Raw genomic sequence first — 24,391 nt, forward strand, 5'->3', positions numbered from 1 at the left:
ATGGGCGATCACCCAAGGCCATCTAGAAGATGGCCTTTTTTTATTTTTTGGTGCCTTTTTCTACATTCTTGTTAGAATACGGTCGTATTGGATTCTTAATAAGGACATCGAGCCATGAAAGGTGTGATTGCAAGACCTATTGCCGTGCTGGCGGCGCTTGCGGCGGGGGTTTCAGTCGCCCATGCCGCCCCCACGCAAACGGCAGATCTCTCGTCTTTCATCACCGCTCAAGCTGCTGCGCCAGCGGCCCCGGCCCAGCAGGAACTCGATGACCTGACCGCGCAGCGGGTGTCGCGCTATGGCCGTATCGTCAATGCCCGCCCTGTCGGCCTGGGTGGCTTGACCGCCTGGACCGTGGAGAAAAACGGCCACCAGGTGGTGCTGTTCAGCACCCCGGACTCTGCGGTCCTGTTCACCGGCGTAGCCTGGAATGCGGAAACGGGCACCAACATCTCCGACGCCTTCCTGCCGGGTGCTGCCCAGGCAGCAAGCCCTCTTTCAGCATCTCCTCCAGTGGCTGCCGCGGCGGCCGCACCTGTCGCGCCGATGATGTCGCCGGTTGCCGCGCCGAATGTGCGCGAGGCCGCAGCCATGGACGGTAGCTTCAAAGGGGCTATCCCCGAGTCGATGAAGACAGTTGACACCCTGGCTGGGGTCAAGGAAGGCAAGGGCGGCATTGGCGATACCGTCTACATCATCATCGACCCGCGCTGCCCGTACTGCCGCGAGACGTACAACTTAACAAGGGCTTACGCGGCAAAGGGCCACTCCATCAAGTGGATTCCGTCCGCTGCGCTGGGCAACCCGGCCGATGGCGTGCCGCTCGCCGCCACGATCCTGCAGGCCAAGGACCAGAAAACGCTGGCGCGGGTGCTGGGCAAACATGAGCAGATCCGCTCCGAGCCAACACCGGAAACAGTTGAGCATCTCAGCACCAACCTGGCGTTCCTGTTTGCCGCATTCGAAAACAACGGCAAGGAACAGGCGGGTGTGCCGGCTGCCTTTTTCATCGATCACCGTACAGGGAAGCCAAGGATGATGACGGGCCTTTCGCAGGCCGTCGTACTTGAAGACATCTTTGGAAAACTTTAAGGAGCAAAGTACATGAAAGCCAAAGCGCCGAACTTCGAGTTCGATCCCAGCATTCGCATCTTCGGTTCGGGCGAGCACTTGCTGGTGGTGTTCGACAGCCAATGCCCCAACGATGTACTGCGTGCAACGCGGACGGTGCGCATTCCCAAGGGGTTCCAGCAGTTGACCCTGGTGGTTGGCGGTTTCGACATGGCTGAAGACGACGGCCATCAGCGTCTGTTGAAGGGCAGCGTCAGCCTGGCAATCCAGGGCGAAGCTGGCGTGCAGGCGAACCACGAGTTGGCCGCTCTGCAGCTGGTGTTCCATGCCGAAGCCGATCGCAAGGGCGCGCTGGCCCCGCACATTGATCCGGCGCTGGTCGCCTACACCGTGCGTCAGGCGCTTTCGGAATGCTTGAACGAGGCACTTAACAGTTACTTCCAGCGCGACGAAGCCGAACGGATGGTCGTGCTGCCTGAGGCCTCCCAGCCTGTTGCGGTGGGTGCGTCGCAGTATGCTGCTGCAGCCCCCCAGCCGTCGCGCAAAGCCATGCGCGAGCAAGCCGCCAGTGATGCTGCACGGCAGGCCAGGTCGCGCCGGCGCAAGACGGCTTTGGCTTGGCTTGTCCCTCCATTAGTCGTGGTTGCGGTCATGGCGACCCTGTCTAACCTTGCTTCCTCTCGGTCGCCGATTGAAAATGCTGTCGCGCAGCAGATGGCGAACGACCCGGAGTCGATCAAGGCGCAGGTGGAGCTGACCAAGCAGACACTTCAGTCCATGGGCCTTGACCCAGGTCAGGGGGGTGATCTCGGGTGCCTGGCGCCGCAATGATTACCTGCTCCCATCCCCAAGGAAGCCTTCGGCTGCTGTTCTGCTTGAGCGGGGTGTTTGCTCCCCCGCAGGCACTTGAAGACTATTTTGGATTGGAAAACCTTAGGTACGTATATGCGACCAGCGAATGAAGTGAAAGACGGGGCCAAGTTATTGTCGCTGGCCCAAGGGCTGCGGTCCCTGCTGGTCCCCTCGCCGGATGTATTGGCAGACACCGTCAAGGAGTTGCACCCGCTGGTCAACTTGTCCGACAAGGTGCTGCCGCTGAAGTCGTATTTCAACATGGTCCAGGACATCCAGCGGACCAAGCATACCCATGCGGCCATGCGTGCGGCGGGCGAGCCGCTGAGCCGCGAAGCCGTTCAGCAGGGTGTGTCGCGCAAGCTCTGCACCGAAGACATCTTCATGGTTGCCTGTTCTTTCCTGGAGGTGGAAATCGGCAAGCAAGGCTCGGTCTACTACCTGAGCGGCGAGTCGCCTGATTTCAAGGAGACCAAGAAGAACCGAAACCCGCTCGACTTGTCCGATGAAGTCGTGCTGAAGAGCCTCTCAAGTGGCCTGGCCCGCCCGGACACCGATCGCGGGGCAGTGGAGCGAGGCCAGATCGACAGCGGTTTCAACCACCTGGTGCGTCTGAACCAGCTGCATAACCTGATGCTGGAGTCGGTTCGCCTGATGAAGGCGGACGAACGCCTGACCAAGGTTGATATCCGCAAGAAGTTCAACATCTCGCACACCGATTACGAGCGCATGATGTCGATGGCGCGCCGTTCGGGGCTGATTTCGTTCCGTAACCGCAAGAAGGATCCGTCCAACGCTTACACCTTGCGCAACGACAATCACGAGCGGGTTTCGGAGCACGCCAAGAACTTTGGCCACACGCCGCAGAAAATGCTGAACAAGATTCTTGATGACTTCTTCGGGATGCTGGAAAAGCGCAAAAAACACGAGGACTGATGTTGATGGGGACCCAGGGCCATAAGGATGTCGGGCCGGCAATAGGTGCAGAAGAACGGGCTCGTGTAGCGCGGGCCGCCAGGCAAGTGGTGGCGTACGCCAATTTTCTGCGCTGGACGGCAAACTTCAAGCGGGACGAAGTGCTGCGCCATCCCGAACACGATCGTGTGATGTTGCTCTCGCCCATGCAAAGTGGGCGATTCAGCTTTGCGCTGGAAGGCGACACCCTGTACGTGGGTGTCCAGCCATTCGAGGCCGCCTGGGCTTCGTGCATGCCTTTCGAGGCCGCCTACGTTTCCGATCGGCTGTACCTGTCGGTCGAGGGTGTCAGCTTCATGGACTCGCGCATGCCGCCACTGGCGCTCGGCATCTTTGTCGACGAGGGCAGCAAGCGTGCGCTCATGGCCAATGCCAGGTTCGTGCAGTTTGTGCAGGTGGGCGTACGTGATGGCTACGTGGTCGAGGTGGGTGAGCCCTGTGGCGACCCTGTCGAGATGCGTGCAGGTGACGTGGTGCGCCAGCTGCGCGAGACTCGCCAGGCGAAGGTCAGGCAGCAAGACATGGGGCGGTTCTTCTGATCGCGCTCAAGCAGATTTTTCAAGTAAGGACACGAGCATGACCAAGTGCAAACTCATCCTGCCCCTGCTGGCGGCTGCGGCAATGGCAGGCTGTGTAACCACCGAGCAGATGCCGGACGGGACCACCAAGATTCGCTTTTCGGACGAGGCTGTCAGTTCGCTGACTTCGATGATGCCCAATGCCCTTGTGACCGGGGTTGCGGGAGGGGCCGGTGGGGGGGCGGTCAACCTTATTCCCACTATAAGTCCGTTGGGGACCGGTGAGCCACTGTACCTCAACGGGCAGTTCGAGCTGCAATGCGCATCTGCTTTGCTTTACAGCGCAAAGTCTGGTCGGCCGCTGGAGGCGCAGATTAGTAACAAATGCCGCTCCAGCTACTTCTTGCGCCAGGAGCAGCTCAGGATGGCGGGCAAGCCCTATGATCGAGGGGCGCCAGCGTATGAGCCGTCCAATCCGCCAAATGAATACTGGGCCAAAGTGGTGGGTCGCACGGTAAGCCAGTTGGCGGCTACGGATAAGTTCACTGCGCGGTTTGCCGGGTATCCGCGGATCGAGAACGGTGGCGCTATCACGATTGCCGTACGTTTGCTGGGGGAAACCCAAGGGACTTACGCTGCATTGGCGACCACGCCAGCGCGTACGCCGGTTGTTCTGGATGATGCGCAGTTCGAGCTGGGGATGCGCCAGCGTGCGGCTAGTGTCAGCAACCAGGTCGTGGATGCTATCGCGTGCGATGCGGTGCTTGCGTACAGCAAGACCGTGGACAAGGGGCCTAGGCCATCGAGCATTTCTGCCAGTGCATACACGCGGTATGAGGTGTTGTTCACTGTTGCATCCATGGGGTGCAAGGACAGTACCCGGCAGTTCAAGACTGCTTCGCGATAGGGTGCGGGTTCGCCGGCCTTTTGCTGGTGATGGCAGGCACAAAAAAACCGGACGCTGGTCCGGTTTTTTTGTGCCTGCATTTGTGGCTAGGGGTTCATGTTCCAGGTGTCGTCTGCTGCTGCCGCTGACTCATTGATCCCTGTACCGTGCGCATCGGCAGCGGTCAGCCAGTCCTGGCTGACGTCTGCCTGCTGGGCAGCGCGTTCGTGGGCAAATTCGCGATCCAGAATGGAGCCCTCGATTGACGTTATGAGTGCTGGGGATGCCTGGCCATATTCGCCCAGTAGCGATCGTGTTGCTTCTGGCGGCAGTTGGCTGATGGCGTTACGCAGTTCGCGGCCGTATTCGGCCAGTACGGGTTGCTTGGCGATGACGGTTTCCGTCGATTGAGAAGGAAATACGGAAGCGGTGAAGCTCTGAAACGCCTGTGCAGTCGGCATGGCCTGTGATCCTTACATGCTGTAGTCGTTGCTGCTCTCGCTGCGTGGCAATGATGCGTTGGCATAGCGGGCGAAGGTCTTGTCCAGGTCGGCCGCCAGGTAGCGTTGTTCGCTGTCGCGCAGCATTCGCTTCATGCCGTCGGCATCGGAAGAGGCTGCAATTACCTGCTCGCGCACGCTGGCAAGCAAGCCTTCCCGATCTGTCCGCGAGCCAGGCGTGTTGTCGATCGCCTCGAATGCGTCGAGCAGTGATTGGTGCAGATCGGCCTCTGCGCCACTTTTCCGTGATGGGCTGGCCGCTTCGAGGTTTACGCTGCCGATCACGGCACGGTGGATAGCGGTGAATACGTTCACTTCGGCTTCCCGGCTTTGCATCACCCGATCTGAGCTCAAGGTGTGGGGAGGTGTAGCGCGCAGGTATGCAGACTCCTGGTCGGCCAGTGTGTCGATCGTCTGGCGGATTTTCTGGCCGTCGGGGCCTTGCCGCAGAGCGGCTTGCGCTACGTTGCCAAAACTGATTGCAGGGTTGCCCGAGGCCTCGATCGCTTTTTCGCGCATTAACCCGGCGCCGATCACGAATCGGCTCGCATCACGTATTGATAGCTGCATCTATGTCCGTCATTTGTTCACAGGGCTTGAGCGTGCCCGATTCAGTCGCCAGTCCGCCGCGAGCCTGGAGGTTCGCTGCTTGAGTGACCATAGCATTTTTACTGTTATTTTTCTTGTGCTTGAGTCGGATAAATCGGTTTTCTGGCGGTTTAAGGTATCCCTTGGACGGCTGGGTGCCTTGTGCCTGGAAAATGTTCGTCAGGCGATGGGTAAGCTCATTCGCCCATTAAATGGGGGGTTGACGCCAATCATGCCGCTCGCCTGCTGCGCTGGCCAGTAGGTGAAATGTCTATTTACACAACTTTACAAAGCCGATTGAGCGGCTTTTTGAGGGGTGTCACGCGGAATTTTCCAGAAAAGGTCGAGTGATAAGCACCTCTCCAGGTATCGAAAAGTTACTTGTGCTGACGAGGCGAGCGCTATCCGCGGAAAACAGGTTGTCTGGATTTTTCCACTTTTATCGTGTTTTTGACGCTTTATTGCGTCATTTTTTTGGATTTTATCGCTTCCCGAATTTCCCTTTCAGTTCCCGCCTAGTCGTGATGATCAAGTCTTTACCGTTTCTTGTTAATTTTCTTTCGTATCAATATTTTGATTTTTTGGCGATTTGTGGTTTAAGATTGCCATGTTTTTTATATCTGAAGGATCATGGTTCGTAGGTCAGCACCATGGCTCAGGCTGCAAGCCCCTGTGCAGGCCAGCACGCGCAGGGCTGATGCCGCTCAACTCAAGGACGACGGAGCATTCCAAAGGAATTCGTCGCGAACGATTTAGATCAACCGTCCGCTATTCGATTCAGGTAGGTATTCCCAATGGCTCAGATGCCGTTTTCACCGTGCAGCGATCCAAGCGACTGCAGCGACCAGTCAGTCAAGATGCTTGGCAGGATTTTTGGCCCGGTAATCGATACCTTGGTCAATGGCACCGACCCCAACACTGTGCAGGCAAGCGCAAACATCCTCGCGACGATGTTCGGCTTCTTCAATAGCGGAATCCTCATCATCGGTTCGCTTATCGTTTCCTACGTTGCCGTGATGGGTGTAACCAACACGGCCAACGATGGGGAGGCGATGGGCAAGAGCTGGTCCTCGCTCTGGACGCCTGTGCGGATCGTGGCGGGTGGCGCTGTGCTGCTGCCGACGACAAGCGGTTTTTCATTCATTCAGCTCATTGTCCTGATGTTTTCCCTGTGGGGCGTCGGCTTTGCCAACGGCACCTACAAGGCGGGGATGGCCATGGGCGTCCTGTCGCCGAACGGTATCGTCGAGGGGGTCAACTCACCGGGCAACTTCTATGGGTTGCGCGATTTTGCCCGCAGCTACCTGGCAGCGACGTACTGCGCCACGGCGGCCAATTCGATCTATGCGAACAACCCGGCGTCCGGTGCAGCCCCTGAGGTCAGGGCTGAGTCGTCCCAGGACAAGCTCGTCACGACAAATGGCCGCACCGAGTACATCTTCGAGATCAAGGACCGCAACAAAATTACCAACCTGGCAGGCGGTGCGCCTTTTTGTGGCACCGTGAAGGTGGCGGTTTACGCGGCACAGCCCCAGACAGAGGCGATGGAGACGGCGCTTGAGTCATTGCGGGTGAACGTGCAGGGCAAGAAGCGTGAAGCCGCGACGGGCATGATGAAACAGTTGGACAGCTGGGTGAGTACCTGGCCTGCGACTATCAACGACTCGGGCTGGGACGCAGTGGACTCCGACCAGTTCAATGTCATCGTGAACGAGGCTGAACAGAAGGTCGCGACACAGCTGTACTCCCAGGTGAACAGTGACAAAGGCGATGTGGAAGGTGGCCTCAAGGACTTCCTGGATACACTCACGAATGATGGCTGGGCTGCGGCGGGCGGATGGTTCCAGCGTGTTGGCATGGTCCGCGGCCAGATTGCTGGCGTGCTGTCAGAGCCGGTCGGTTCGGTCAGCGCTCCCTCCCTTGGCGCATTGCCTGCCGACGCTCGGGCGTCTTTGCTGACCCACAGCGTAACCACGGTCACCGAGGCAATCGACAAGAAGGCGGAAGAGAAGCCCGGGTACAAGCAATCGACCACGTCCAAGCCGGAGGACATAGCCAGCCTCATTCCCAAGGACCCCAACAGCGATATCAATGTCGGCTCTTTGAAAGCTGACATGGACTCCAAGATGTCATCGTTCGTCAACGGCGTAATGCTGAACGTGGTGGAGATTGCAACGGGGGCGGGCAGCAACGGGCAGACGCCATTGTGCGGCACGGCCGGGCAGATGGGTGGCTCGATGAACCGCATGAAATGTGTGGGAGATTACTTGACCGTTGCGCGCGCCGGCATTCTTGTGGCCGATGTGGCTATCAAGACGGCCGGCACAGCGATACGGGTGGTTGCAGGCGCGCTTTCATCGGTCAAGGGCTTGGGTAACGGGCTTGATCTGGACAAGGTCGTCACCCCTCTCTGGGACTGGGTATTGACGGTGCCAGTCAAGCAACTCGCCCTGATGGCATCCTATATCGAACCCTTGGCGTTCTACTTTGCAGTCTTTCTCCCTAGCTTGCCTTACACGCTGTTCATGATCGTCTTTGTTGGATGGGTACTTGCTGTACTGCAATCGATTATTGCTGCGCCGCTGTGGGCGGTGATGCACATGACGCCGGATCGAACGTTCGTGGGATCCCAGACGCAGGGCTACCTGTTGCTGCTTTCGCTGTTCGCTCGCCCTGCGCTGGCTGTTCTTGGCCTGTTTGCTGCGGTGCTGGTGTCTGACCCGGTGATCGACTACATCGCCCAGGGCTTCTTCGCCATGCGGGGTGCTGTGGTGTCCTCGTCAGGTGGTGTGGGTGCCATTTCGGAATTCCTGACCTTTGCCTGGTGGTTCATGGTCTTCGGGCTGACGTTGTTGCCCGTGCTGTACATGATCTTCGGCTTGCCCCAGACATTGCCTGACCAGGTGCTGCGCTGGATTGGTGCAGGCATAGGTGACCTGGGGGAGACCAATGCCGTGGGCCAGATGCGTGGTGGCATGGCTTCGGTGGGTGCTGGAATACAGGGGTCCGGTACAGGCATGCGCCTGGGGCATGACAAAGGCAGGCTGCCACCGCCAGACGGCAATTCACCAGGTGGTGGGCCTAAAGGGGGCGGGTCTCGCGGTGGTTCGGGTGGTAATGCGGCGCTGGTCAGCGCGAACGGGCAGGGTGTCGGGGGCTCGTCTTCCGGCTCGTCTTCCGGTGACTCGGGCGCGAAAGCCCAGGCAGAATCGGGTGACAAGCGCACGCTGGGTGAAAAGCGCAGTGAGGCAGCCGGTGTAGCGTTGGGGCGGGCAATTACGGGGGGTACTGCCGCTACCGGCAGGACACTGGGCAGGGCAGGTAGCGTCGCCTTGTCCGCCGGGCGTGCTGGCGTGGAGTCATTCCGCGAATCAGGTTCGGCCTCCCTGGGGGGGCGAGTGCGTGATGCTGTTGCCAATGGTGCGCTGACAGCGGGGGCAGGCATGGCTTCTACTGCAGTTGCTGCGGGAGCCGACTACAAGCAGGCCTTTTCGACGGCAGGTGCCGAAGGCAAGGCCGCTTACAATGAAGGCGCAGACGCTCGAATCCAGGCATTCAAGGATTCGCTGAAGGGGGGCTCGGCGCCTGCAGGGAGCCGTGCAAATGACGGTCAGACTGCCACGTCGGAGGCAGGGGCGGGCAGTGCCGGCTCCGATAATCGACAGTTCAATGACACCTCGCTCCCCGCGGGTGCCGGCTCGGAAAGCGCCAAGGATGGCGATGAAGAGGGCCAGTGAAGGGCTGGCTGGCACATCGCCATCGGTCGGCGGGAATTTTCCACGCCACTGGTTGTCTTGGACGAAGACGCGCAATCGTGTGCGCACCCTGATACGCAACCCGGATCGCTTGGCGGAGACTTCGCATGGCTGAGAATCAACTGGAAGACCAGCTTCGACGGCTTCTCACCGGCCTGGCCGACCAGGCCATCGTGCGTGGTGAGCAGTTCATCTATGACGGCGGGGAGTTATATGCCGATGATGTAGCGGAAATTGGCCTGGTGGCGGTGTTGTGCATTGCCCAGTCGCTGTCCGAGCGCGTCGGTTTGGGTAGCTTTGGCTATGCGTTCCAGTTGGCTGCGCCCGCCAACCCGATTTTCCCCATTCACGCCACTGCACCCGCGGTGCTGCCTGACTTTTTCAGGGTGGCCCCCTTTGTTTCTGCGGTTTTTCATGGCGAAGTACTGGAGGCGAAGGGCGACTTCACGCTCCTTTATCATGCTGCAGCGCGACGTATGCAGACGCCTTCGAATGTGCCCTAGAAACTTGGATTTCTGAAAGCACACCGTTTTTGAATATGGATTGACCTGGCATGCAATCAACTTCCTTTTCCCTGCGCTCATTTTCATGAGCTGATCTGTTCTGGAGCCCTTCATGCAAGATGATGAAAACACCGGCCAAGACTCAGGCGCCGATACGGAGTTGCCGGATGGCGTTTTTGCGCCGATGTCGGGCTATACCCACGAAGACCTGCTGGCGGTTGCCCAGATACCTACCCAAGCCTTCCTGGAAGCACAGGGCGTCGACCCTGGCCTGATTCGCGAAACCATCATTGCCCTGGTCTCTCATCTGTACGCCAAGTTCGAAGAGCAGGGTGTCGAGTACCAGATCGCGACGTGGTATCAGAAACCGTATGACAACCTGGACAGGCGCAAGCGCAGCATCATCAGTATGGCCGAAGAGTTCGGGGTGCTGGCACTGCGTGCATCGGCAGACGCTTTGCGAGGGTCGCCGTTGATGGCCAGGGGGCGTGAGTTCTGGGAGCCGCTCATCGACCAGGCCGGGTTTGCCATACGCGATCACATTCTGAAGTTGAATGCGGACTGATCCGACGTTTGTTCATAGGGATATGGCATGAGCGATTCATTGCACGTCACGGTGTACTTTGATGGTACGGGCAACAACAAGGACAATGACCAGCCCAAGGGTACCCATACCAATGTTGCCCGGCTTTACGAGCGGGACCGTGCGCAGGGGACCAACCTTGCCCGCAATTCGGCTCACGTGGCGCTGAAGTACGAGGGCAGGCAGCATTATGGGCTGTCGGAAAAGATCTACTTCGACGGGGTTGGAAGCCAGAGAGTCCAAGGGCCCAAGGCCATGTTCGAAGGTGCCACGGGCAGCGGCAGCCAGAACCGGATCGAGCAGGCCTATGAAACCCTTGTCCGGTTTCACAACAAGAACCCGGAATTCCAGGTCGATGTGAATGTGGTTGGCTTCAGCCGTGGTGCCGCGCAGGCCCGTGCCCTGGCCAATGTGTTCATCGAGCGCGGCGTGCCGATGCTCAATGACCAGTGGAAAGCAACGGGCGAGTACCTGATCCCGCCCGGAGAGGCGCGTATCAACAAATTGGGGTTGTTCGATACTGTCGCGTCTTATGGCAACCCGAAAACGGAAAGCCATGTGGCGAAGAATCTGGCTATTCACGAGAACGTCGCTTCGACCACACACCTGATCGCGATGAATGAGTACCGCGATACGTTCCCGTTGACCAGCGCGTTGCGAAACAGCGACAACTCCCGGATAACAGAGCTCAAATTCGCAGGGGCACATTCGCAGATAGGCGGCGGTTATCGTAATGACGTGCTGGCGGCCGGGCCACTGGCGGTCATGTACGAGGCGCTGGTGTCTGCTGGCGTGGAGCTGCAGCCGCTGCTGCCAGAAGATAGGCAGCGAGTCGAGCAATACAATGTGCTGATCAAAGACCTCGAACGGGTGCAGGAGGCCTTGATCGATTCGCGGCTCAGAAAGGGCAATGAAGCATTCAGGCGAAACCCGGATGGCTCGCTTGAGGTGATTGACAATACGCCGTTCTTCTTTCAGCGCGGTACGTTTGACAAGTCCAAACGGCAGAGTCAGCCGTTCGCGCAGGCTGTAGAGGGCCGAAAAGTCATTTTCGAAAACGATGACAGTCTCGGCAAGCTCGCTGTCCAGCGGGTGGGCAAGCAGGTAGGGCAGTTGCTCTGCGGGCTTGGAGACAAACTCAAGGATGCGATGTTCGAGCGTGCCGAGGCTCCAGTCACCCTTGAGCAAGCGCGGGCGGAACTGTTCGATGAGTTGGCCGCGGAGGGTGTGAAGCCAGAAATTGTGGCCTTGGCTCAGGTATCGGAACTTTCCGAGTTAATGTCGAACTCGAAGCCTGAAAAGGAATACCTGCAAACGCTGGGGCTTGAAGCGGTTGCTGTGCCGAAGCCGGGGCTGACGGCCAGCCACGCAGTTGTGAAAATCGACTCCAGAAGCTCATCAGCATTTGCTGATCTGGGTTTTGAATACGAGGCCAGCCGTATTGTCGCTGATGCCGCAATAGGTGCACTTGCCAGGGCGCCTCTGGATATTGATGATCCATTCATGCTGCACGACACCAACGGCAATGTGGTGGGTACCTTGGAGGCCGTGCACAAGGTGCCTTCGTTCGACATCGAGAGCGGCGTGTTGATTGCGATAGATATGCAGCATGTTGCGCCGGCGGCACAGGCCGGATTCCTCTACGACGGCTTCAGGCAGGCTGCGGAGTGGATTTCCGGGCGACCGGAAGGGCTGTTGAAGGACGGCTACGAGCTTGTAGGTGCGGATGGACAATCATCGGTCCGGTGCGTGGTTGCCCGCCCTGAATCTGCTGAGCTGGAGCGCACTGCGCACTGGAGCGCTCCCGAGCCGTGAGTAAGCGAAGCTTGGCACTGTTGTAATACGGGTGTTTGCAAGCATTGGCCTTAAGGTTTTTTGTTGCCCGCTTGCTTAGAATGCACCTGTTGCCGACGGTGGTCGGTCAGTCAATCGGTAAGGGCTAGAAGATGAAAATCCACAAATACCAGCCAGGCACTTTCATCGAGGTCGATGACATGGCGGGTGGTCGCCGCGTTGGGATGGTCTGCAAGGACGGCGTGACGTTTTGGGATTTGCTCGATTCCGAGCGCTGCACGCCGCTGACCATTCATCCTTCCATGAAGCCGGAAGAACTGGGAAATCTGGTCCAGTTCAGTCAGGCTAAAGCCTTGGGCAAGGCGCTCCAGGCGTTGGTCAGCCACCTGCAGGCAGTGGATGATCAGCGGCTGGGCAGTGATCCGCTGTTTGTCATGCGTGCGCTTTGGTTCGTGGGGCAGAAGGCGAGCGGTGAGGCATATGTGCCCGATGCCGGGACGCTGCTATGGGCCTGCGAGCAGGCCCAGGCCCAGGCGCAATCGGCGGAGCACATTCACCAGTTGGCCGGCCAGTATTGCTCGGTGTAGGCCGGCATGACATTGCTCGCTCGCGCCTTGGTGAGGCCTGTCAGTCAGGGGTCGGTGCGTCGGGCGTTGCCTGTTTGGCAAGTTTGCGCTCGTGAAGCCTGGCATAGCCGTCCACAGTAGCGCGCAGGGTGTTCAGCGCGTGCCCGGAGGTGGCCCCAGGGCTGTGTCGGGCCAGCGCATCGTAAACGCTCTGGGCGTCGAGCCGATGAACGCCAAAGGCTTCGTCCATGGTCGCTTGCTCCACGGCTTGCCAATCCACTTGCGTTGCCAGCTCGTTGCGAAGACGGGCTGCGGCGTGCTTGCCGAACAGGTGCGCGACACCGGCTTTCGCCTCCAGCTCAGGCAAGGCTTCAATGCGCAGGCGCATCTCATCCTGACGGGGCCGGCGCTCTGCTGCTGCGCCCTGGGAAGCAAGTTCCACCACCACGTCGCCCACATTGGTAAAACCTTCTCTGGCGAAGACTTCTGCCACTTTGCGTGAGCGCGCTTCGTCTCTTGGCAGGAAGATCGCCAGGCCGTTGTCGTATGGCTGCGGCAGGTCTGCCCAGTAGTGGGTGGCCCTGAAGTCGCGCAGGGCATCGAGCGCTTCAGCAAAAAACGCATCTTTGGCAATGGCGTAGATGGCGTACTGATCATTGAGTTGAGCCGCAGCCTCGGCATCCAGGCCGTGGCGAACCAGGCGACCTTGCAGCGCAACGGGTTGCTGCAACTGGCCGGCGATATGCCGGGCGGCGACGAAATGGTGCGAGCCACCGCTGTTGGCAAGGTACAGCCCATCGTCCCAGCTGTACTGGAGCAGGAAGTCGCTACTGCCACGAACAATACCGATCTCAGGCCAGCGCAGGTTTTGCGCAAGCCCTTCCTGGCTTACATCCCGGATGAACGGCTGGCAGGCCTGTTCAGCCATCTGCTGCATGGAGAAAAAACGGTACAGCTCGGATTTGGAGGCGGACAGGCCAGTGACGTCACCAATGTCGCAGTTGAATCCTGCCGAGGTTTCGGTCTTGCCCAGTCGGGCCAGCGCCGGAATGTGCCGGTGCTCGCTTTGATAATGGCCGCCGCTGGTGCGCCAGCCCCTGACTTCGCCGCGTTTCTCGCTGCCTTGGCCATGAGGCCATTCATGCCAGCGCACCACGCTGGATGAGGCGATGACGGCAGCGGTGTCATCCACTCGCATCCGAATACCCGGCGTATCCGCAATCACCTTGCCTAGCCGGGCGGGGATGCCCAGGTCGTCCTTGACTGTTTCCAGGAACTTTGCAGCCAGTGTTCTGAAACTCATGGTGTGACTCCATTCGGCGCCAGTCGGCGCTGGGTATTACTGTGTGACGCGTTTTACGGCGTCCGCCGCCTCGCGTGCCGTGCGTTTCAGTGTTTTGGCTACCGTGCGCATGTTGTTCGAGCAACTGATGTAGGTGTCGTTGCCATCGACGTAGAGCCACAGGTCGTGGTTGCCAACTTCCTTCTTGTAATCGCCGAACTGGTCCTTGGGGATGTCGGCCAGCCTGGCGACGGTCTGGATGCTTTCACCAGTGAATGCGCCGGCGTAAGTATCGAAGTCGCCTTCACCATTGGAGCCGGGGTGCATCGATAGCCGAGTGATGGCGCGGCCGAAAACATCCACTGGGTTGGGAACGGTGTATTCGCCGTCGGACAAATCCGAAGCCTGCACGATGGCCTTGCCGTCGGCGGCGTGGATCAGGGTTTCGAACTGCTCGGGCGATACGCTGCGCTCGCAGGTAAGCACCTGGGAAAGACGTGCCCTGGCCTCCGACTGGTCGATCTTTGCGGCATGAGCTGTAGAGCAGGCGAGCGAAACCAGCAGCGGCAGGGCGAGTTGCAGGGCTTTCATGCGTCAGATCCTTATGGAAGACAAATTGCTATCAATTTAGCTTGTTAGAAAAACGTTTTTTGTATGGTGTGAGTTTGCGCTGCGTCTTGCGTATGGTCAAGTGAGCGCCTCCCTATGGCAGGGATTCAAACCTTGACGGCACAGGGCCTCAAACTCATACTAGCCATTAGAATAAACATTTTTCTGATAGGTCATTTTGACAGTTGACAGGATGTCGAGCGCTGGCGAATACCCTTCGTTACCGGTTGCACAGACGTTTGTACTGGAACCTGGCGTTCTGGCCCTTACAAGGAGTTTCATGGCATGTCCTACCCGCTACCTCCACTTGCCGTGGTGCCGGGCCTGAGGCTGGTTGGCGATCGCCGCGCCGCCTTGTGGCTGTTGTCGGTGCCTTTGCTGGTGGCACTTGTGGCGTTTGCCATCGCAGTCGTTGCAACCCTGATGGGTGAAATGGCCGAAGGTTCGCCACGCTTTTATGCCGCTGCGCTTTCCCTGTCTGCACTGTTGCTGAGTGTGATGCTGCTGCCCGCCTACCTGCTCAGCCTGGGCTGGTACGCATGGTGGACGCGCGACGGTGACCACCAGAGGCTGCGTCTGGGCCTTTGGCTTGCACCGCTGGTGGCGCTTCTGTTCGCTTGGTTCCCGGCCACGCTGGTGCCCGGTCTGCAGCCACTTGGCCAGGATGCCGTCGACCCGCTGCGCACCTATTTGCTGGCAGGCATGCTTACCCTGATGCTGGGGTATGCCTGGTCCGTCATCGTTTACCTGATCTTGCGGTACTGGAGAGATGTATGAGCACCATTATTGCCACCCCTCGCCGGGTGCTGCCGCTGATGCTGGCCGTGATGTCGGCAGTACTCGCCCCGAGGGCTTTGGCGGGGTTCGAGGTAGTAGAAAGCGCTGCTGCGCCGGTCCCCTACCACTCATCTACTGTCCAGGGCGGTGATACGGCGCAGATGCAGCAAACCATCCATGCGTTGAACGTCGAGATCCAGAGCCTGCGGGTTCGCCTGGCAGCAGCAGAGGCCGATGCCAATGGTAGCCGTCAGGAGTTGCTGGCGATTCGCGCGCGGCAGGACCAGATCCAGTCTTCGATCAACCACATGACCCTGAACTTCGCCTTTGGCCACTCGCGTTTCAACCCCAGTGCCGAGGATGGCGATATTCTGGTGCGCTCTGCGCAGGACGCGCTACAGGTGAAGATCATTGGCTTCACCGACAGCGTCGGCACGGTCGAGGCGAATCGGCGTGTTGCCTTGCTGAGGGCACAAGCCGCAAAAACGTATCTGGTGCGGCGCGGTGTGGCGGCAGCGAAGATCAGTGCCGAGGGACAGGAGGGCGACTACATTGCCTCAAATGAGACCGCGAGTGGCCGCGCCGCCAATCGCCGGGTTGAGTTCGAGTTTTTCGGCCAGTATCAGGCAAGTGCGGCCCCTGCTCGATAGCGGCGGGGCCATGCCTGCAAGTCAGGCCTGCAAGCGCATGTCGTCGAGGAACAGTCGCGCCTCGGCGGCAGCGGCAATGGTAGCGTCTGCAGGTGCCTCCCAGGCTACGCCGTTGTAACGCAGGCTGTAGCTTTCGCGGCAGGAATGAAAGCCGATATGGGCCCAGTCAATGCTTTCACTGCCCGTCCATTCACCCAGAATCTCTGATCGCGCCGGGCCGGCTGCCCGCCGTTTTTCGATCTGCGCGACCACGTTGGCGAACAGGCGCAGGTTTTCGAGGTCGATGCTGACCGAGGCGGGACCAATGTTCAGCACGCCACCGACATTGCCGGGCGCTGGGTGAAATGCACAGTGAAACGGATGGGTCATGAGTACTTCCTATGAGGTCTGGGCTGCACACATACAAAAAACAAACAACGGAAAGTTGGACCTGTCGGCAGGTTGAAGTTCAGTCTAGTCCAGACGGTGTGAGGGAGTTTGAGCATGTATTCGCTGTACGAACTTGAAGCTTTTGTGGCGCAGGCCATCAGTGGCGATGTCTTCGAGCAATCGGGCGGTGGTTTCGTCGGGGTAATGGCCAAGAGTGTGCCTGCCATTCAGAAAGACATTCCGGCAGCGTTCGAGATGTACACACTGCTGGGGCATTTTCTGAAGTCGCTCCCGCTTCGCCAAGGTAGGCTAACCTTCGACGCCGCAACGCTCATGCTGGAGCCAGGTATCGTGGTGGACAGTGAGGAAGGCAAGGTGGTGGCATTGCTGCCAGTCCAGGCCCATCAGTTGAGTGAGGTGGCGTTCTGGCTGGCCGACGCACTGCCTAGTCGAGAGGTCAAGGCCATGCCCGGAATGCTTGCGTTGATGTTCACTGTAGAAACCCATGACGAGGTGAAACACCTGCTGCCGGAATGGCTGGCTGCATTTTATGTCCAAGGTGACGGCAGGCACTGCGTTCCAATCCTTGCCCTCAAATCGGTGTTGGAAGATGAGCGCTTTGGCGGGGATTGGGTTGCGGTTGCCCTTCACAGGCTGACTGAATTCGCCCTGCCCCAGGCAGATGCCCAGCAGGCTGCCGGGGCCGAAATCAGAACAACCAGGTAACCGCACTGCCCTGTACCAGGCTTTGCCGGTGGGCATGCATGACGACATGCGGATCGAAGGAGGTAGCAAATGGATCACAACTGGGGTGCGGGCAGGCGCGGTGGCGGCCTGGACGGCGGTTATACCGGGTCGCTTGACCATGCGATCTCCAACCTGCATGTCGGGCGGAGCCAGGGGCGTCAGGAAGGGCGCAAGGAGGGTTTCGATGAAGGGCATTCCCACGGCTATTCGCAAGGGTGGGACGCCGGTGCGGCGTGTGCCAATGAAAAACTGGAGCCGCTGAGGGGCTACGTCCGGCAGTATTTCGAGGAGGCAGTGCAGCTAAGGGCCGTTGTCGAGCGCCAGGAGACAATGATCGACCTGATGTACCAGCAGCTCTCCCAGGTCGCCAAGGCAGGCAAGCACGCCGCGAGCGGGCAGGGGACTGGAATGTCGGAAGCGCTCGGGGCGTTGCAAAGCACCAATGACTTGTTGCAGGCAAGGGTTGAGGTAATGGATGAGCATTATGCAGCAGCGCTCGAGCAGTCCAGGTTGCGAGACCAGCAGTACAAGCGCAGCTTGGTGTTCATGCAGGCGGTGCAAGGGCTGCTCGAGGAGCTCGTCGCCGACGATACCCCTGAGGCACTGCACATCCGGCAGCGTTTTGTTGAGCGTTACCAGAACCAGGTTGCCCATGGGTTACGAGGCGGGGATATCCAGGTTGCCCCGGAACTGGACGAGGTGTTCCAGAAGCTGTTGCCCGAAACCCAGCAATTCATTTTGAGGATGCAGCAGTCCGTCGCCCCAGGGCAGGACGCTGAGGGCTCCGATCCAATGCTTTAGGCCCTCGGGCAGGGCCAGCACTTATCGAGGGCCTTGCCAGGCTATGGGAGCGGTTGATCCGCGGGTGGGGTTGCTGGAGGCGGGTAGGGCGACTCGTGGCCAGGGTTGGCTGGCGCGTCTGGGCTACCTGGGGCGTCGACAGGTGCGCAGACCAAGGCAGTGCGCACCTGCGCCGGATACTGCTGCACCTGATACCCGTAGGCAGGCGGTTGGCGTACCTCGGGCGCCTGGCACGTGCCTTCGATCACGCCCTGCTGCGGCGTGGAAAAATCACAGCTTTCACCTTCATAGCGATTGGCACACGAACGGTAGGCAGAGACCGGCGTCACCTGCTTCGGCACGGGCACATAGATAGTGGTGTTGCGCGGTAGCTCTTGCCATTGCTCTTCAGCCCCTGCGGGAGGGGCCTGAGTTTGAGCAGTACTTGCCAGGGCCGATGCACTGAACGCCAACACCAGTGGCAGGATCGCTTTCACGGGCGCCTCCAGGGTCACATGCCAGGTTCGTAGTCCGAACCACTACGGTGCGAGGGGGCCGGGTCGCTGTGGTCCAGGCCGGCATTCACTTCCACGCCGCGTTCTTTCATTTCGCTGATCATGTACTCGTAGCCGACGGTGAAGTGAGCCAGGTCGTACCCTGGGTCGGCATCCTTGATTTTCGAGGTCAGCTGGACGATTTCAAGCTTCACCGGGTCCGGGGTCTCGTCGGTATCCCAGTTGGTCGAGTGGTTTTCCAGGTTGTTCAGGTGGAAGGCCTGGCTGAAGGGCTTGCCGTCCACGGTGATCTCCTTCGCCAGCTTTTCATACAGGTTTTTACCGCCCAGGCCTTCGTCCAGCTTGGCATCGACTACCCGCAGGAAGTCCAGGTGGGCCTCCGGTGTGGCGGTGATTTCTTTCCAGCTGCTGTACTCGGTCATTCCGTTCTCCTTGCTTGGATGAATGCGTTTGCCTTCATGGCTCATTTCGGCATCGACTGGCCTGGCAGCATGCGGGCCTCATGGCGCCATGTCGTTGTCCTGCGAACCACCACCGGGCCTGTTGCGTACCAGGTTGACGATCCCTTTCACCATTTCTTTCAGTCGCTCGAAGATGCGCTGCATGGACTCTTGCAGTCGCTCCAGATGCGATTGTGTTTCCCCTTCGAATGCAGGTGTGTCCGCCGCATTGCGATGGATGCTGTCACTGGACGTCTCGAGACGATGCTTGAGCTTGTCGTAATGCGGATTGCCTTCGGTTTCGGGGTTCAGCAACTCTTCCTGCGCACGCCCGTATTGCCGGGTCCAGCCGGTGAGGGCCTTGTCCATGGCTTTTTTCTGGTCTTGGGCGTCAGGTGACTGCCCGACGGCGTCCACAAATGCCTCGTGCAAGTCGGTGAATTCACCGTCAGGCTTCATCTTCTCGATCACTTCGGGCACGGTCAGGCCGGCTTGCTCGGCACGTGCTTCGATCTGCTCACGAACCTGCGGCATGTTTTGGGCATTCCAGAAAGCCGTGTGGGCCTTTTCGTAGTTGCTGGCGGCTTTTTCGACCTGGTCCACCCGGTATTCGGACAGGCGAGGAAGGACCTGCACACGACCAGTCAATTCGTCGGCAACCGCTGGCGCCGGTGCGGTGTTGGCATCCTGGGTTTTCGCCCCCCCCTGCAAGGCATCGGCGAGGGCGCCTGCACCCTTGCCGATCCCTTGCAGGGCGGCCCCGGTCAGCGAGGCTACGCCACTCACAAGTTCGGCGCTGCCACGCAGCAGGGACTCTGTGCCGTTTGGCTGGTGCTGTGGCTGTTGGGCCTCTTTCGCGCTTGCAACATCCTTGTGCTCATTGAGCGACTCATTGATGCGCCGCACTTCCTCGGGGTCGAGTGAAGCACCTTTGGCCTTCATCTCGCCTACTACCTTCATCAGCGCATCGAGCGCGCCTGGATCAATTTCAGCAGCAGCTTGTGAAGCGGTGTTGACGGGTGATTGTGCAGTCCCCGGCGTTTGCTGTTTGCCCGCCTCGGCGTTGAATGCCTTCAGGGCTGCAGCATCGATCGTTTGCACGTTCCAGGTTCCTTGCCTGTGATCCAGGCGCAGGGGGGCGCCCAATTGCGCGGGCGTGCTACTCATGGCCCGCTCAAGCGCAGGGTCCTGGAAGGTCAGGTTACCTTCAGCGGTTTTCAGGGTGATGCTGTAAACGTTTTCGCTGACACCGTCTTTGTTCAAGGGTGCTGCGCCATGATGGACCAAAATGCCTGCATAACTCCGCCCTGGCTGGGCTGTTTGCCCGGCAGCAGAATCAGCGACGGCTTGATCAGGCTTATTGAGGTCTTTGGGTTCCATCTGTGTTTACCTTTCGTGGGCGCCGCGTTATTCAATGGATCTGGACACAGCTCCTTGCTGGGCGCGGTCATGCGCCCAATCGGTCTGTGCCCTTTGACCTGCCAATTTCTGCGACGCGTAAACGGCAAGTAATGCTTCAACTTTTTCCTTCTTGCGATAAATCGCTTCCGCCAAGTAATTGCTGACACCTGTCGCCCGGTTGTAGTCCACCCACAGGGCGCGGCTGGAAACATGCGTGATGCTGTTGTTCCACTCGGCATCGCTGAACCGTCGGGTGGCTTCGGTCATTATCATTTCCGAAACCGACATGGCGTCGTAACCACCGATGGGGGCTGTCGGCAAGGCACCATAGCCATCGGAGTCGGACAAGTACATCGCAGGTGTTTTTCCATCTGCTTCTGCCAGCGCTGCATCGGCGTTTGCCGCTGCCACTTGCACGGGCTCGGCGGTGGAGTCTGGCGCAACGCCGCCAGAAGGTACATTGCCGAAAAGTTTTTCGTGCTGCGCCTTGGTGTCCTTGCCCAGAATAGGGTAGTGCTCCGGGTGACCGTCCTGAATGGCGTAAGTTTGGCAGAAATAGGGGGCCGGGTCAGTCTTCCAGCCAATCCCGTCCTGGCGGTTGAACACCGGCGGTAGCTGGGCTGGGTTGAAGGGGCCGCGTTGTGCGTTTTCGGAAAACGCCTTGGCCCGTGCTGTGTCCTTGCTGGATGTGCCGTAGGTGAAGTGCAAGTGCTTGGTCATCGAGCTGCTGGGGGTGTTGCCCGAAAGACCCAACTGTTGGCCGGGTTTTACCTTGGCCCCGCGTTTGACCCCATTGGCAAAGCCGCTGAGGTGGTAGTAGGCGACGATATCGCCATTGTCCCGCTTGATCAGTACGGCGTTACCTGCAGACCCACGCAACCCGGCGAAAGTGATTTCACCTTCGGTAGTGGCGTACACCGGCTGCGAAGCCCCGCTGGTGGAGAAGTCCAGGCCATCGTGCATATGCGCTTTCTTGTTGGCCGAGCCAAAGTTGCCGGCGCCGCCGCCCCGAAACTTGCCGAAACGGCCAGAAACAATTTCCTTGTCGGTCGGCGATACCATGCAGGTATCTGCAACAGCAATGTGAGCGCCGGCCATCAGCCCCAAGGTCACAACGCCACGCAAGATCGTTTTTCTCATCCCTGGTGCTCCGTCACTTCACGCTTTGCTGCATGTTTTGCCTGGCCGCATCTGTCGATGCTTTGCTGGTCTGTCCGCCAGCCGTGCTGACGTTCATCGACACCAGCGATGCCAGCTGGGCCTCCATGCTTTCGTACTGGCGGTACTGTTTTTCCTGGATGGCCAGGTCCAGTGCCTTGATCTTCAGCAGCTCGACCAATGCGCCGCGCTCGTTCTGTGCGGCCATCACCCGTGCCCAGCTGTCGTACTCGGCCGTGTTGCCGGAGTAGCGCTTCACTTCGTTACGGAAATGCACCGCCAAGGGCAGGTCGGTGCCTGTTTCCTTGCCTTCAACGCCCGAGTAGTCGAGCTGGATTGCCTTGAGGCTGGAAAGTGCAGGTGAAATCAGCGCGTCCTTCCGGGCCTTGGAAAGGGCGTAGTCCTCGGCGGCGGACGATTGGCCCGCCGATGTCGGCACCGGGCCGTCAGGCAGGCCGGCAACGTTGTTCACGAACCCGACCTTGGCCTGATACAGGGTTTCATTTTCCATGGCAGGCTCGAACAAGGTGGCCACGGTCAGGTCGGCGCCCGGCATCGTACCCACCGATTTGCACAGGCCCGAATCTGCCTGGTCCTGGGTGCAAAATGGCTTGCGCGCCTCTATCAGCGCTGTCTGGGCGCTGATCGGTTCGGCGTAGGTCCCGGGGGCGGCCACGATCTCTGCCTTGACCCGTTGGCGAACCTCGGTGCCCATGTCGGCATCGCGGTTGCTGATCAGTGTTCGGGTCGAGAAGACTTTGCAGGGCGAGAAGCCTTGGCCAAATTCGCCGCCATAGTCGAACCGCGCCTGCTTCACCCGTTGCGTCTGGGCCAGTATCTTGAGGCCGGTGGCTGTCTGCTGGGCCGCATTGCGCCCGGCCTCGGCGACGGTGTTGGCTGCCAGTGCCTTCTGCTTGGTCATGACTGCAATGGCGGAGGTCAGGCGCTGGCTTTCGGTTTCGAGCAGGGCCGAGAGGGATGCATCGACCGCGGACACTGCGCCGTTAAGCGCCTGGGTGGCAGCCGTGAACGCCGGAGCCACGGTGTTTTCCTGGTACTGAGGAGGGCAATAGGCCCAGGCGAGTGTGGAGGTGAGGGCCAGTGAAGCGCCGAACGACACCTTCCATTTGCGCGCCTCGCGCGTTTCGTCGAATTCCTTTTTCATGGCGACCTCACTTCACCGACCGTGCAGCGGTTTCAGACAATACCTTCTGGTACCGCGCTTCCAGCGTGGCGTCGAGGCTATCGGAAGAGGCAACTACCAATGTTGCCAGGTTGGCCAGTAGGCGCTGGTTCTGCTCGTACTGCTGCTGATGAATCCAGACCTCGAGCCCACCCATCTTGGCGGCCTCCATCAAAAGCCCACGCTGGGTCTGGCGCGCCAGGTTGCCCGACCACTGCTCCGCTTCCTTGCCGCCGAAGTACTGGTTTACACGCAGCTTGAGCACCTCATTGGGCGATTTGTCGCCGAATGCCTTGCTACGGGTGTTGGCGGCATTGATCATCGACAGGCTGTAGGCTGGTATCGACAGCATCGAGTCCTTGCGGTTTTTCTGCATCATGTAGGTTTCACCGGCCGGTGTCGCGCCGGCGTCCTTGGTCAGTGCCTGGTCGGGCGGGCCGATGACATGCTGGATATAGGCCGTGCGTGCTTCGGTGGTCAGCGAGTTTTCTTCCGCAGGTTCGAACAGCAAGGCAGCGTTCGTGTCCCCGCCGGGCAACGTACTGAGTGAGCACAGACCGGCGTTTGCCTCCGCCTCGGTACAGAACTTGTCGCGATGCTGTTTGAGGCGTTGCTGCATGGCCTGGCCCGTCGAGCTGACCAGGCGCCCCGGGGACGCATCCAGTTCACCCACCGATGCCTTGGCCTTGGCCGCCATGGTGCTGAAGGCAATGTCCATCGACTTGTTTTTCGCCACAGTTCCGCAAGGGTCGAAGCCCTGGCCGGTCGCGGCGTTGAAGTCGAGGTAGGCTTGAGCAACGGCTGAGTTCTGTTGCTGGGCGCGGACAGCGTTGACCAACTGCTCGGAGGTTTGCCGGTTGTTGTCTGCAACCACGTTCGCAGACAGCGCCTCTTGCTTGGTGGCAATGGCCACTGCCGAAATGATTTGCTCGAACTTGTACGTCATCTGACTGCCGAAGCTCGTGCCAAAAGCACCAATGTTGGCAGAGACCGTGCCAGTCAGGAGCTCTATCTGCGCAATCGTCCAGGCTTCTGCCGGGCCGAAACCGTACAGGGCGCCGTAGGAAACACTCGAAAGCATCGTCGACCCTACGACAATGCTGGCCAGTTTGAGCCGAAAATTCATATCACTGCCCTGTGAGCATTGGCACGCGACGGTCCGTCACTTGCCCTACAAGAGAATTGGCCGCCATCGCACTCATCGCCGAATCGGCAAGCTGTTGCGACTGGGCTGCATTGCACGCCACCGAGGTGCAGTCGATGTGCGCTTCTGCACGTTGATCGGTGATCATCGCGGTGTAGGCATACGCTGCAGCCTCGCCTTCAGGGGCGAGGGTTTTCTCGCTGAAGGGGCCGGCGTAATCGGTGTCCCACCCCTGCATGCCGTTGGCATTGAGTGAGCACATACCCTGCCTGGCCTCGGACACGGTGCAATAGGTATCGCGGTGCATGGCCAGGGTTGCTTGGTCCGCAGCGGCCTTGGAACCGACACGCTGGGAAGCGTAGGTGGCCATCAGCCGCGCGGTATCCTTGTCACGCTGTGAGACAGCTTCGACGAACAGCTTGCCTTGCTCCTGGGCTGTGCACTTGATGCTGACCGGCTGCCCGACTGCGGAGTCGAACGTGGTTGCAGCCTTCATGACCCGGTCGGACATGTCGATGGCCCCTACCGCGTTGGCCAGCTGTTTCTTCGAATCGCTGTCCACCTGCGATACAACGTTGGCCGACAGCGAAGTTTGCTTGACCGTTACCGACCAGGCACTCATCTCGGTCTGCATGGTGCTGATGAACGTCAGCACCGAAGCCCAGGACAGTGCCTGTGCAGGCAGTGCCGTAGCGCCAAGGCCAAGACCAACGGCCAGAACAGCCGCGACTTTCTTCATTGCCTG

Annotated in this window: 26 protein-coding genes; 14 read left to right on the forward strand and 12 right to left on the reverse strand. The window is 59.5% G+C overall.

The genetic code is table 11. The features are described from left to right. Positions 1–114: 114 nt before the first annotated feature. From FHW75_RS03905 to FHW75_RS03925, 5 genes are all read left to right on the forward strand, one after another. Positions 115–1,092 carry a hypothetical protein gene (locus FHW75_RS03905; RefSeq protein WP_025754295.1) on the forward strand — a complete coding sequence of 326 codons (978 nt, stop codon included), beginning with the start codon at positions 115–117 and terminating at the stop codon, positions 1,090–1,092. 12 nt (positions 1,093–1,104) lie between these two features. Further along, the gene (locus FHW75_RS03910; RefSeq protein ID WP_183673145.1) at positions 1,105–1,902 is read left to right on the forward strand and encodes a hypothetical protein; all 798 of its coding nucleotides are present in this window, start codon (positions 1,105–1,107) and stop codon (positions 1,900–1,902) included. A gap of 114 nt (positions 1,903–2,016) precedes the next feature. Then, the gene (locus FHW75_RS03915; RefSeq protein WP_019097465.1) at positions 2,017–2,859 is read left to right on the forward strand and encodes a hypothetical protein; all 843 of its coding nucleotides are present in this window, start codon (positions 2,017–2,019) and stop codon (positions 2,857–2,859) included. After that, positions 2,859–3,437 carry a hypothetical protein gene (locus FHW75_RS03920; RefSeq protein WP_025754292.1) on the forward strand — a complete coding sequence of 193 codons (579 nt, stop codon included), beginning with the start codon at positions 2,859–2,861 and terminating at the stop codon, positions 3,435–3,437. Before FHW75_RS03915 ends, FHW75_RS03920 begins: the two co-directional genes overlap by 1 nt. Positions 3,438–3,474: 37 nt before the next feature. Continuing rightward, positions 3,475–4,323, forward strand: coding sequence for a hypothetical protein (locus tag FHW75_RS03925; protein WP_084296672.1), 849 nt, complete (start codon positions 3,475–3,477; stop codon positions 4,321–4,323). A gap of 86 nt (positions 4,324–4,409) precedes the next feature. Here the strand turns inward: FHW75_RS03925 and FHW75_RS03930 are convergent, their stop codons facing one another. Both FHW75_RS03930 and FHW75_RS03935 read right to left on the reverse strand, forming a co-directional pair. Continuing rightward, positions 4,410–4,763: a hypothetical protein gene (locus FHW75_RS03930; RefSeq protein ID WP_019097462.1), complete on the reverse strand. Its 354-nt coding sequence runs from the start codon at positions 4,761–4,763 to the stop codon at positions 4,410–4,412. A gap of 12 nt (positions 4,764–4,775) precedes the next feature. Continuing rightward, complete coding sequence (locus FHW75_RS03935) at positions 4,776–5,339, reverse strand: hypothetical protein (protein ID WP_232062831.1); 564 nt, start codon at positions 5,337–5,339, stop codon at positions 4,776–4,778. 845 nt (positions 5,340–6,184) lie between these two features. On the opposite strand from FHW75_RS03935, the gene FHW75_RS03940 reads away from it, so the two are divergent. From FHW75_RS03940 to FHW75_RS03960, 5 genes are all read left to right on the forward strand, one after another. Further along, a complete protein-coding gene (locus FHW75_RS03940; RefSeq protein ID WP_183673147.1) occupies positions 6,185–9,127 on the forward strand; it encodes a DotA/TraY family protein in 2,943 nt (980 codons plus the stop codon). A gap of 125 nt (positions 9,128–9,252) precedes the next feature. Further along, on the forward strand, positions 9,253–9,648 hold the full coding sequence (locus FHW75_RS03945) for a hypothetical protein (RefSeq protein ID WP_019097458.1): 396 nt from the start codon (positions 9,253–9,255) through the stop codon (positions 9,646–9,648). Positions 9,649–9,760: 112 nt separating this feature from the next. Continuing rightward, positions 9,761–10,213, forward strand: coding sequence for a hypothetical protein (locus FHW75_RS03950; RefSeq protein WP_019097457.1), 453 nt, complete (start codon positions 9,761–9,763; stop codon positions 10,211–10,213). 27 nt (positions 10,214–10,240) lie between these two features. Then, entirely contained in the window at positions 10,241–12,046 is a 1,806-nt protein-coding gene (locus tag FHW75_RS03955; RefSeq protein WP_183673149.1) for a DUF2235 domain-containing protein, read from the forward strand. A 131-nt stretch (positions 12,047–12,177) separates the two neighbouring features. Next, a complete protein-coding gene (locus FHW75_RS03960) occupies positions 12,178–12,612 on the forward strand; it encodes a hypothetical protein (protein WP_027610084.1) in 435 nt (144 codons plus the stop codon). Between the two features lie 40 nt (positions 12,613–12,652). Here the strand turns inward: FHW75_RS03960 and FHW75_RS03965 are convergent, their stop codons facing one another. Next, entirely contained in the window at positions 12,653–13,894 is a 1,242-nt protein-coding gene (locus FHW75_RS03965) for a DUF6685 family protein (RefSeq protein WP_183673151.1), read from the reverse strand. Between the two features lie 36 nt (positions 13,895–13,930). Next, on the reverse strand, positions 13,931–14,464 hold the full coding sequence (locus FHW75_RS03970) for a hypothetical protein (RefSeq protein ID WP_019097453.1): 534 nt from the start codon (positions 14,462–14,464) through the stop codon (positions 13,931–13,933). 303 nt (positions 14,465–14,767) lie between these two features. Here FHW75_RS03970 and FHW75_RS03975 point away from each other — a divergent pair, with 303 nt between their 5' ends. Beyond that, a complete protein-coding gene (locus FHW75_RS03975) occupies positions 14,768–15,259 on the forward strand; it encodes a hypothetical protein (RefSeq protein ID WP_019097452.1) in 492 nt (163 codons plus the stop codon). Further along, on the forward strand, positions 15,256–15,909 hold the full coding sequence (locus FHW75_RS03980; protein ID WP_025754286.1) for an OmpA family protein: 654 nt from the start codon (positions 15,256–15,258) through the stop codon (positions 15,907–15,909). The genes FHW75_RS03975 and FHW75_RS03980 overlap by 4 nt, the downstream gene beginning before the upstream one ends. Before the next feature lie 21 nt (positions 15,910–15,930). Here the strand turns inward: FHW75_RS03980 and FHW75_RS03985 are convergent, their stop codons facing one another. Beyond that, a complete protein-coding gene (locus tag FHW75_RS03985) occupies positions 15,931–16,278 on the reverse strand; it encodes a hypothetical protein (RefSeq protein WP_019097451.1) in 348 nt (115 codons plus the stop codon). Positions 16,279–16,392: 114 nt separating this feature from the next. On the opposite strand from FHW75_RS03985, the gene FHW75_RS03990 reads away from it, so the two are divergent. Both FHW75_RS03990 and FHW75_RS03995 read left to right on the forward strand, forming a co-directional pair. Then, entirely contained in the window at positions 16,393–17,004 is a 612-nt protein-coding gene (locus FHW75_RS03990) for a hypothetical protein (RefSeq protein ID WP_019097450.1), read from the forward strand. A gap of 69 nt (positions 17,005–17,073) precedes the next feature. Continuing rightward, positions 17,074–17,826, forward strand: a complete 753-nt coding sequence (locus FHW75_RS03995) for a hypothetical protein (protein ID WP_161990164.1) — start codon at positions 17,074–17,076, stop codon at positions 17,824–17,826. A 41-nt stretch (positions 17,827–17,867) separates the two neighbouring features. On the opposite strand, the gene FHW75_RS04000 is transcribed toward FHW75_RS03995, so the two are convergent. The 7 genes from FHW75_RS04000 to FHW75_RS04030 form a co-directional block, all read right to left on the reverse strand. Next, the gene (locus FHW75_RS04000; protein WP_019097448.1) at positions 17,868–18,302 is read right to left on the reverse strand and encodes a hypothetical protein; all 435 of its coding nucleotides are present in this window, start codon (positions 18,300–18,302) and stop codon (positions 17,868–17,870) included. A 14-nt stretch (positions 18,303–18,316) separates the two neighbouring features. Then, the gene (locus tag FHW75_RS04005; protein WP_019097447.1) at positions 18,317–18,742 is read right to left on the reverse strand and encodes a hypothetical protein; all 426 of its coding nucleotides are present in this window, start codon (positions 18,740–18,742) and stop codon (positions 18,317–18,319) included. Between the two features lie 78 nt (positions 18,743–18,820). Continuing rightward, positions 18,821–20,023, reverse strand: a complete 1,203-nt coding sequence (locus FHW75_RS04010) for a hypothetical protein (RefSeq protein ID WP_183673153.1) — start codon at positions 20,021–20,023, stop codon at positions 18,821–18,823. 144 nt (positions 20,024–20,167) lie between these two features. After that, positions 20,168–21,259 (reverse strand): M23 family metallopeptidase, encoded by a 1,092-nt coding sequence (locus FHW75_RS04015; RefSeq protein WP_232062873.1) that lies wholly within the window; start codon positions 21,257–21,259, stop codon positions 20,168–20,170. A 55-nt stretch (positions 21,260–21,314) separates the two neighbouring features. Further along, positions 21,315–22,484, reverse strand: coding sequence for a hypothetical protein (locus FHW75_RS04020; protein ID WP_019097443.1), 1,170 nt, complete (start codon positions 22,482–22,484; stop codon positions 21,315–21,317). 7 nt (positions 22,485–22,491) lie between these two features. Next, positions 22,492–23,628, reverse strand: a complete 1,137-nt coding sequence (locus tag FHW75_RS04025; RefSeq protein ID WP_025754281.1) for a hypothetical protein — start codon at positions 23,626–23,628, stop codon at positions 22,492–22,494. A gap of 1 nt (position 23,629) precedes the next feature. Then, positions 23,630–24,385, reverse strand: coding sequence for a hypothetical protein (locus FHW75_RS04030; RefSeq protein ID WP_019097441.1), 756 nt, complete (start codon positions 24,383–24,385; stop codon positions 23,630–23,632). Between the last annotated feature and the right edge of the window lie 6 nt (positions 24,386–24,391).

Source organism: Pseudomonas sp. OG7 (assembly GCF_014192825.1).
Classification (GTDB): Bacteria; Pseudomonadota; Gammaproteobacteria; order Pseudomonadales; family Pseudomonadaceae; genus Aquipseudomonas; species Aquipseudomonas monteilii.

Excerpts from the sequence above, each read along its gene's own strand:
- FHW75_RS03905 (WP_025754295.1), top strand. The coding sequence starts at position 115 with ATGAAAGGTGTGATTGCAAGACCTATTGCCGTGCTGGCGGCGCTTGCG.
- FHW75_RS03910 (WP_183673145.1), top strand. The coding sequence starts at position 1,105 with ATGAAAGCCAAAGCGCCGAACTTCGAGTTCGATCCCAGCATTCGCATC.
- FHW75_RS03915 (WP_019097465.1), top strand. The coding sequence starts at position 2,017 with ATGCGACCAGCGAATGAAGTGAAAGACGGGGCCAAGTTATTGTCGCTG.
- FHW75_RS03920 (WP_025754292.1), top strand. The coding sequence starts at position 2,859 with ATGTTGATGGGGACCCAGGGCCATAAGGATGTCGGGCCGGCAATAGGT.
- FHW75_RS03925 (WP_084296672.1), top strand. The coding sequence starts at position 3,475 with ATGACCAAGTGCAAACTCATCCTGCCCCTGCTGGCGGCTGCGGCAATG.
- FHW75_RS03930 (WP_019097462.1), bottom strand. The coding sequence starts at position 4,763 with ATGCCGACTGCACAGGCGTTTCAGAGCTTCACCGCTTCCGTATTTCCT.
- FHW75_RS03940 (WP_183673147.1), top strand. The coding sequence starts at position 6,185 with ATGGCTCAGATGCCGTTTTCACCGTGCAGCGATCCAAGCGACTGCAGC.
- FHW75_RS03945 (WP_019097458.1), top strand. The coding sequence starts at position 9,253 with ATGGCTGAGAATCAACTGGAAGACCAGCTTCGACGGCTTCTCACCGGC.
- FHW75_RS03950 (WP_019097457.1), top strand. The coding sequence starts at position 9,761 with ATGCAAGATGATGAAAACACCGGCCAAGACTCAGGCGCCGATACGGAG.
- FHW75_RS03955 (WP_183673149.1), top strand. The coding sequence starts at position 10,241 with ATGAGCGATTCATTGCACGTCACGGTGTACTTTGATGGTACGGGCAAC.
- FHW75_RS03960 (WP_027610084.1), top strand. The coding sequence starts at position 12,178 with ATGAAAATCCACAAATACCAGCCAGGCACTTTCATCGAGGTCGATGAC.
- FHW75_RS03965 (WP_183673151.1), bottom strand. The coding sequence starts at position 13,894 with ATGAGTTTCAGAACACTGGCTGCAAAGTTCCTGGAAACAGTCAAGGAC.
- FHW75_RS03970 (WP_019097453.1), bottom strand. The coding sequence starts at position 14,464 with ATGAAAGCCCTGCAACTCGCCCTGCCGCTGCTGGTTTCGCTCGCCTGC.
- FHW75_RS03975 (WP_019097452.1), top strand. The coding sequence starts at position 14,768 with ATGTCCTACCCGCTACCTCCACTTGCCGTGGTGCCGGGCCTGAGGCTG.
- FHW75_RS03980 (WP_025754286.1), top strand. The coding sequence starts at position 15,256 with ATGAGCACCATTATTGCCACCCCTCGCCGGGTGCTGCCGCTGATGCTG.
- FHW75_RS03985 (WP_019097451.1), bottom strand. The coding sequence starts at position 16,278 with ATGACCCATCCGTTTCACTGTGCATTTCACCCAGCGCCCGGCAATGTC.
- FHW75_RS03990 (WP_019097450.1), top strand. The coding sequence starts at position 16,393 with ATGTATTCGCTGTACGAACTTGAAGCTTTTGTGGCGCAGGCCATCAGT.
- FHW75_RS03995 (WP_161990164.1), top strand. The coding sequence starts at position 17,074 with ATGGATCACAACTGGGGTGCGGGCAGGCGCGGTGGCGGCCTGGACGGC.
- FHW75_RS04005 (WP_019097447.1), bottom strand. The coding sequence starts at position 18,742 with ATGACCGAGTACAGCAGCTGGAAAGAAATCACCGCCACACCGGAGGCC.
- FHW75_RS04015 (WP_232062873.1), bottom strand. The coding sequence starts at position 21,259 with ATGGCCGGCGCTCACATTGCTGTTGCAGATACCTGCATGGTATCGCCG.
- FHW75_RS04020 (WP_019097443.1), bottom strand. The coding sequence starts at position 22,484 with ATGAAAAAGGAATTCGACGAAACGCGCGAGGCGCGCAAATGGAAGGTG.
- FHW75_RS04025 (WP_025754281.1), bottom strand. The coding sequence starts at position 23,628 with ATGAATTTTCGGCTCAAACTGGCCAGCATTGTCGTAGGGTCGACGATG.
- FHW75_RS04030 (WP_019097441.1), bottom strand. The coding sequence starts at position 24,385 with ATGAAGAAAGTCGCGGCTGTTCTGGCCGTTGGTCTTGGCCTTGGCGCT.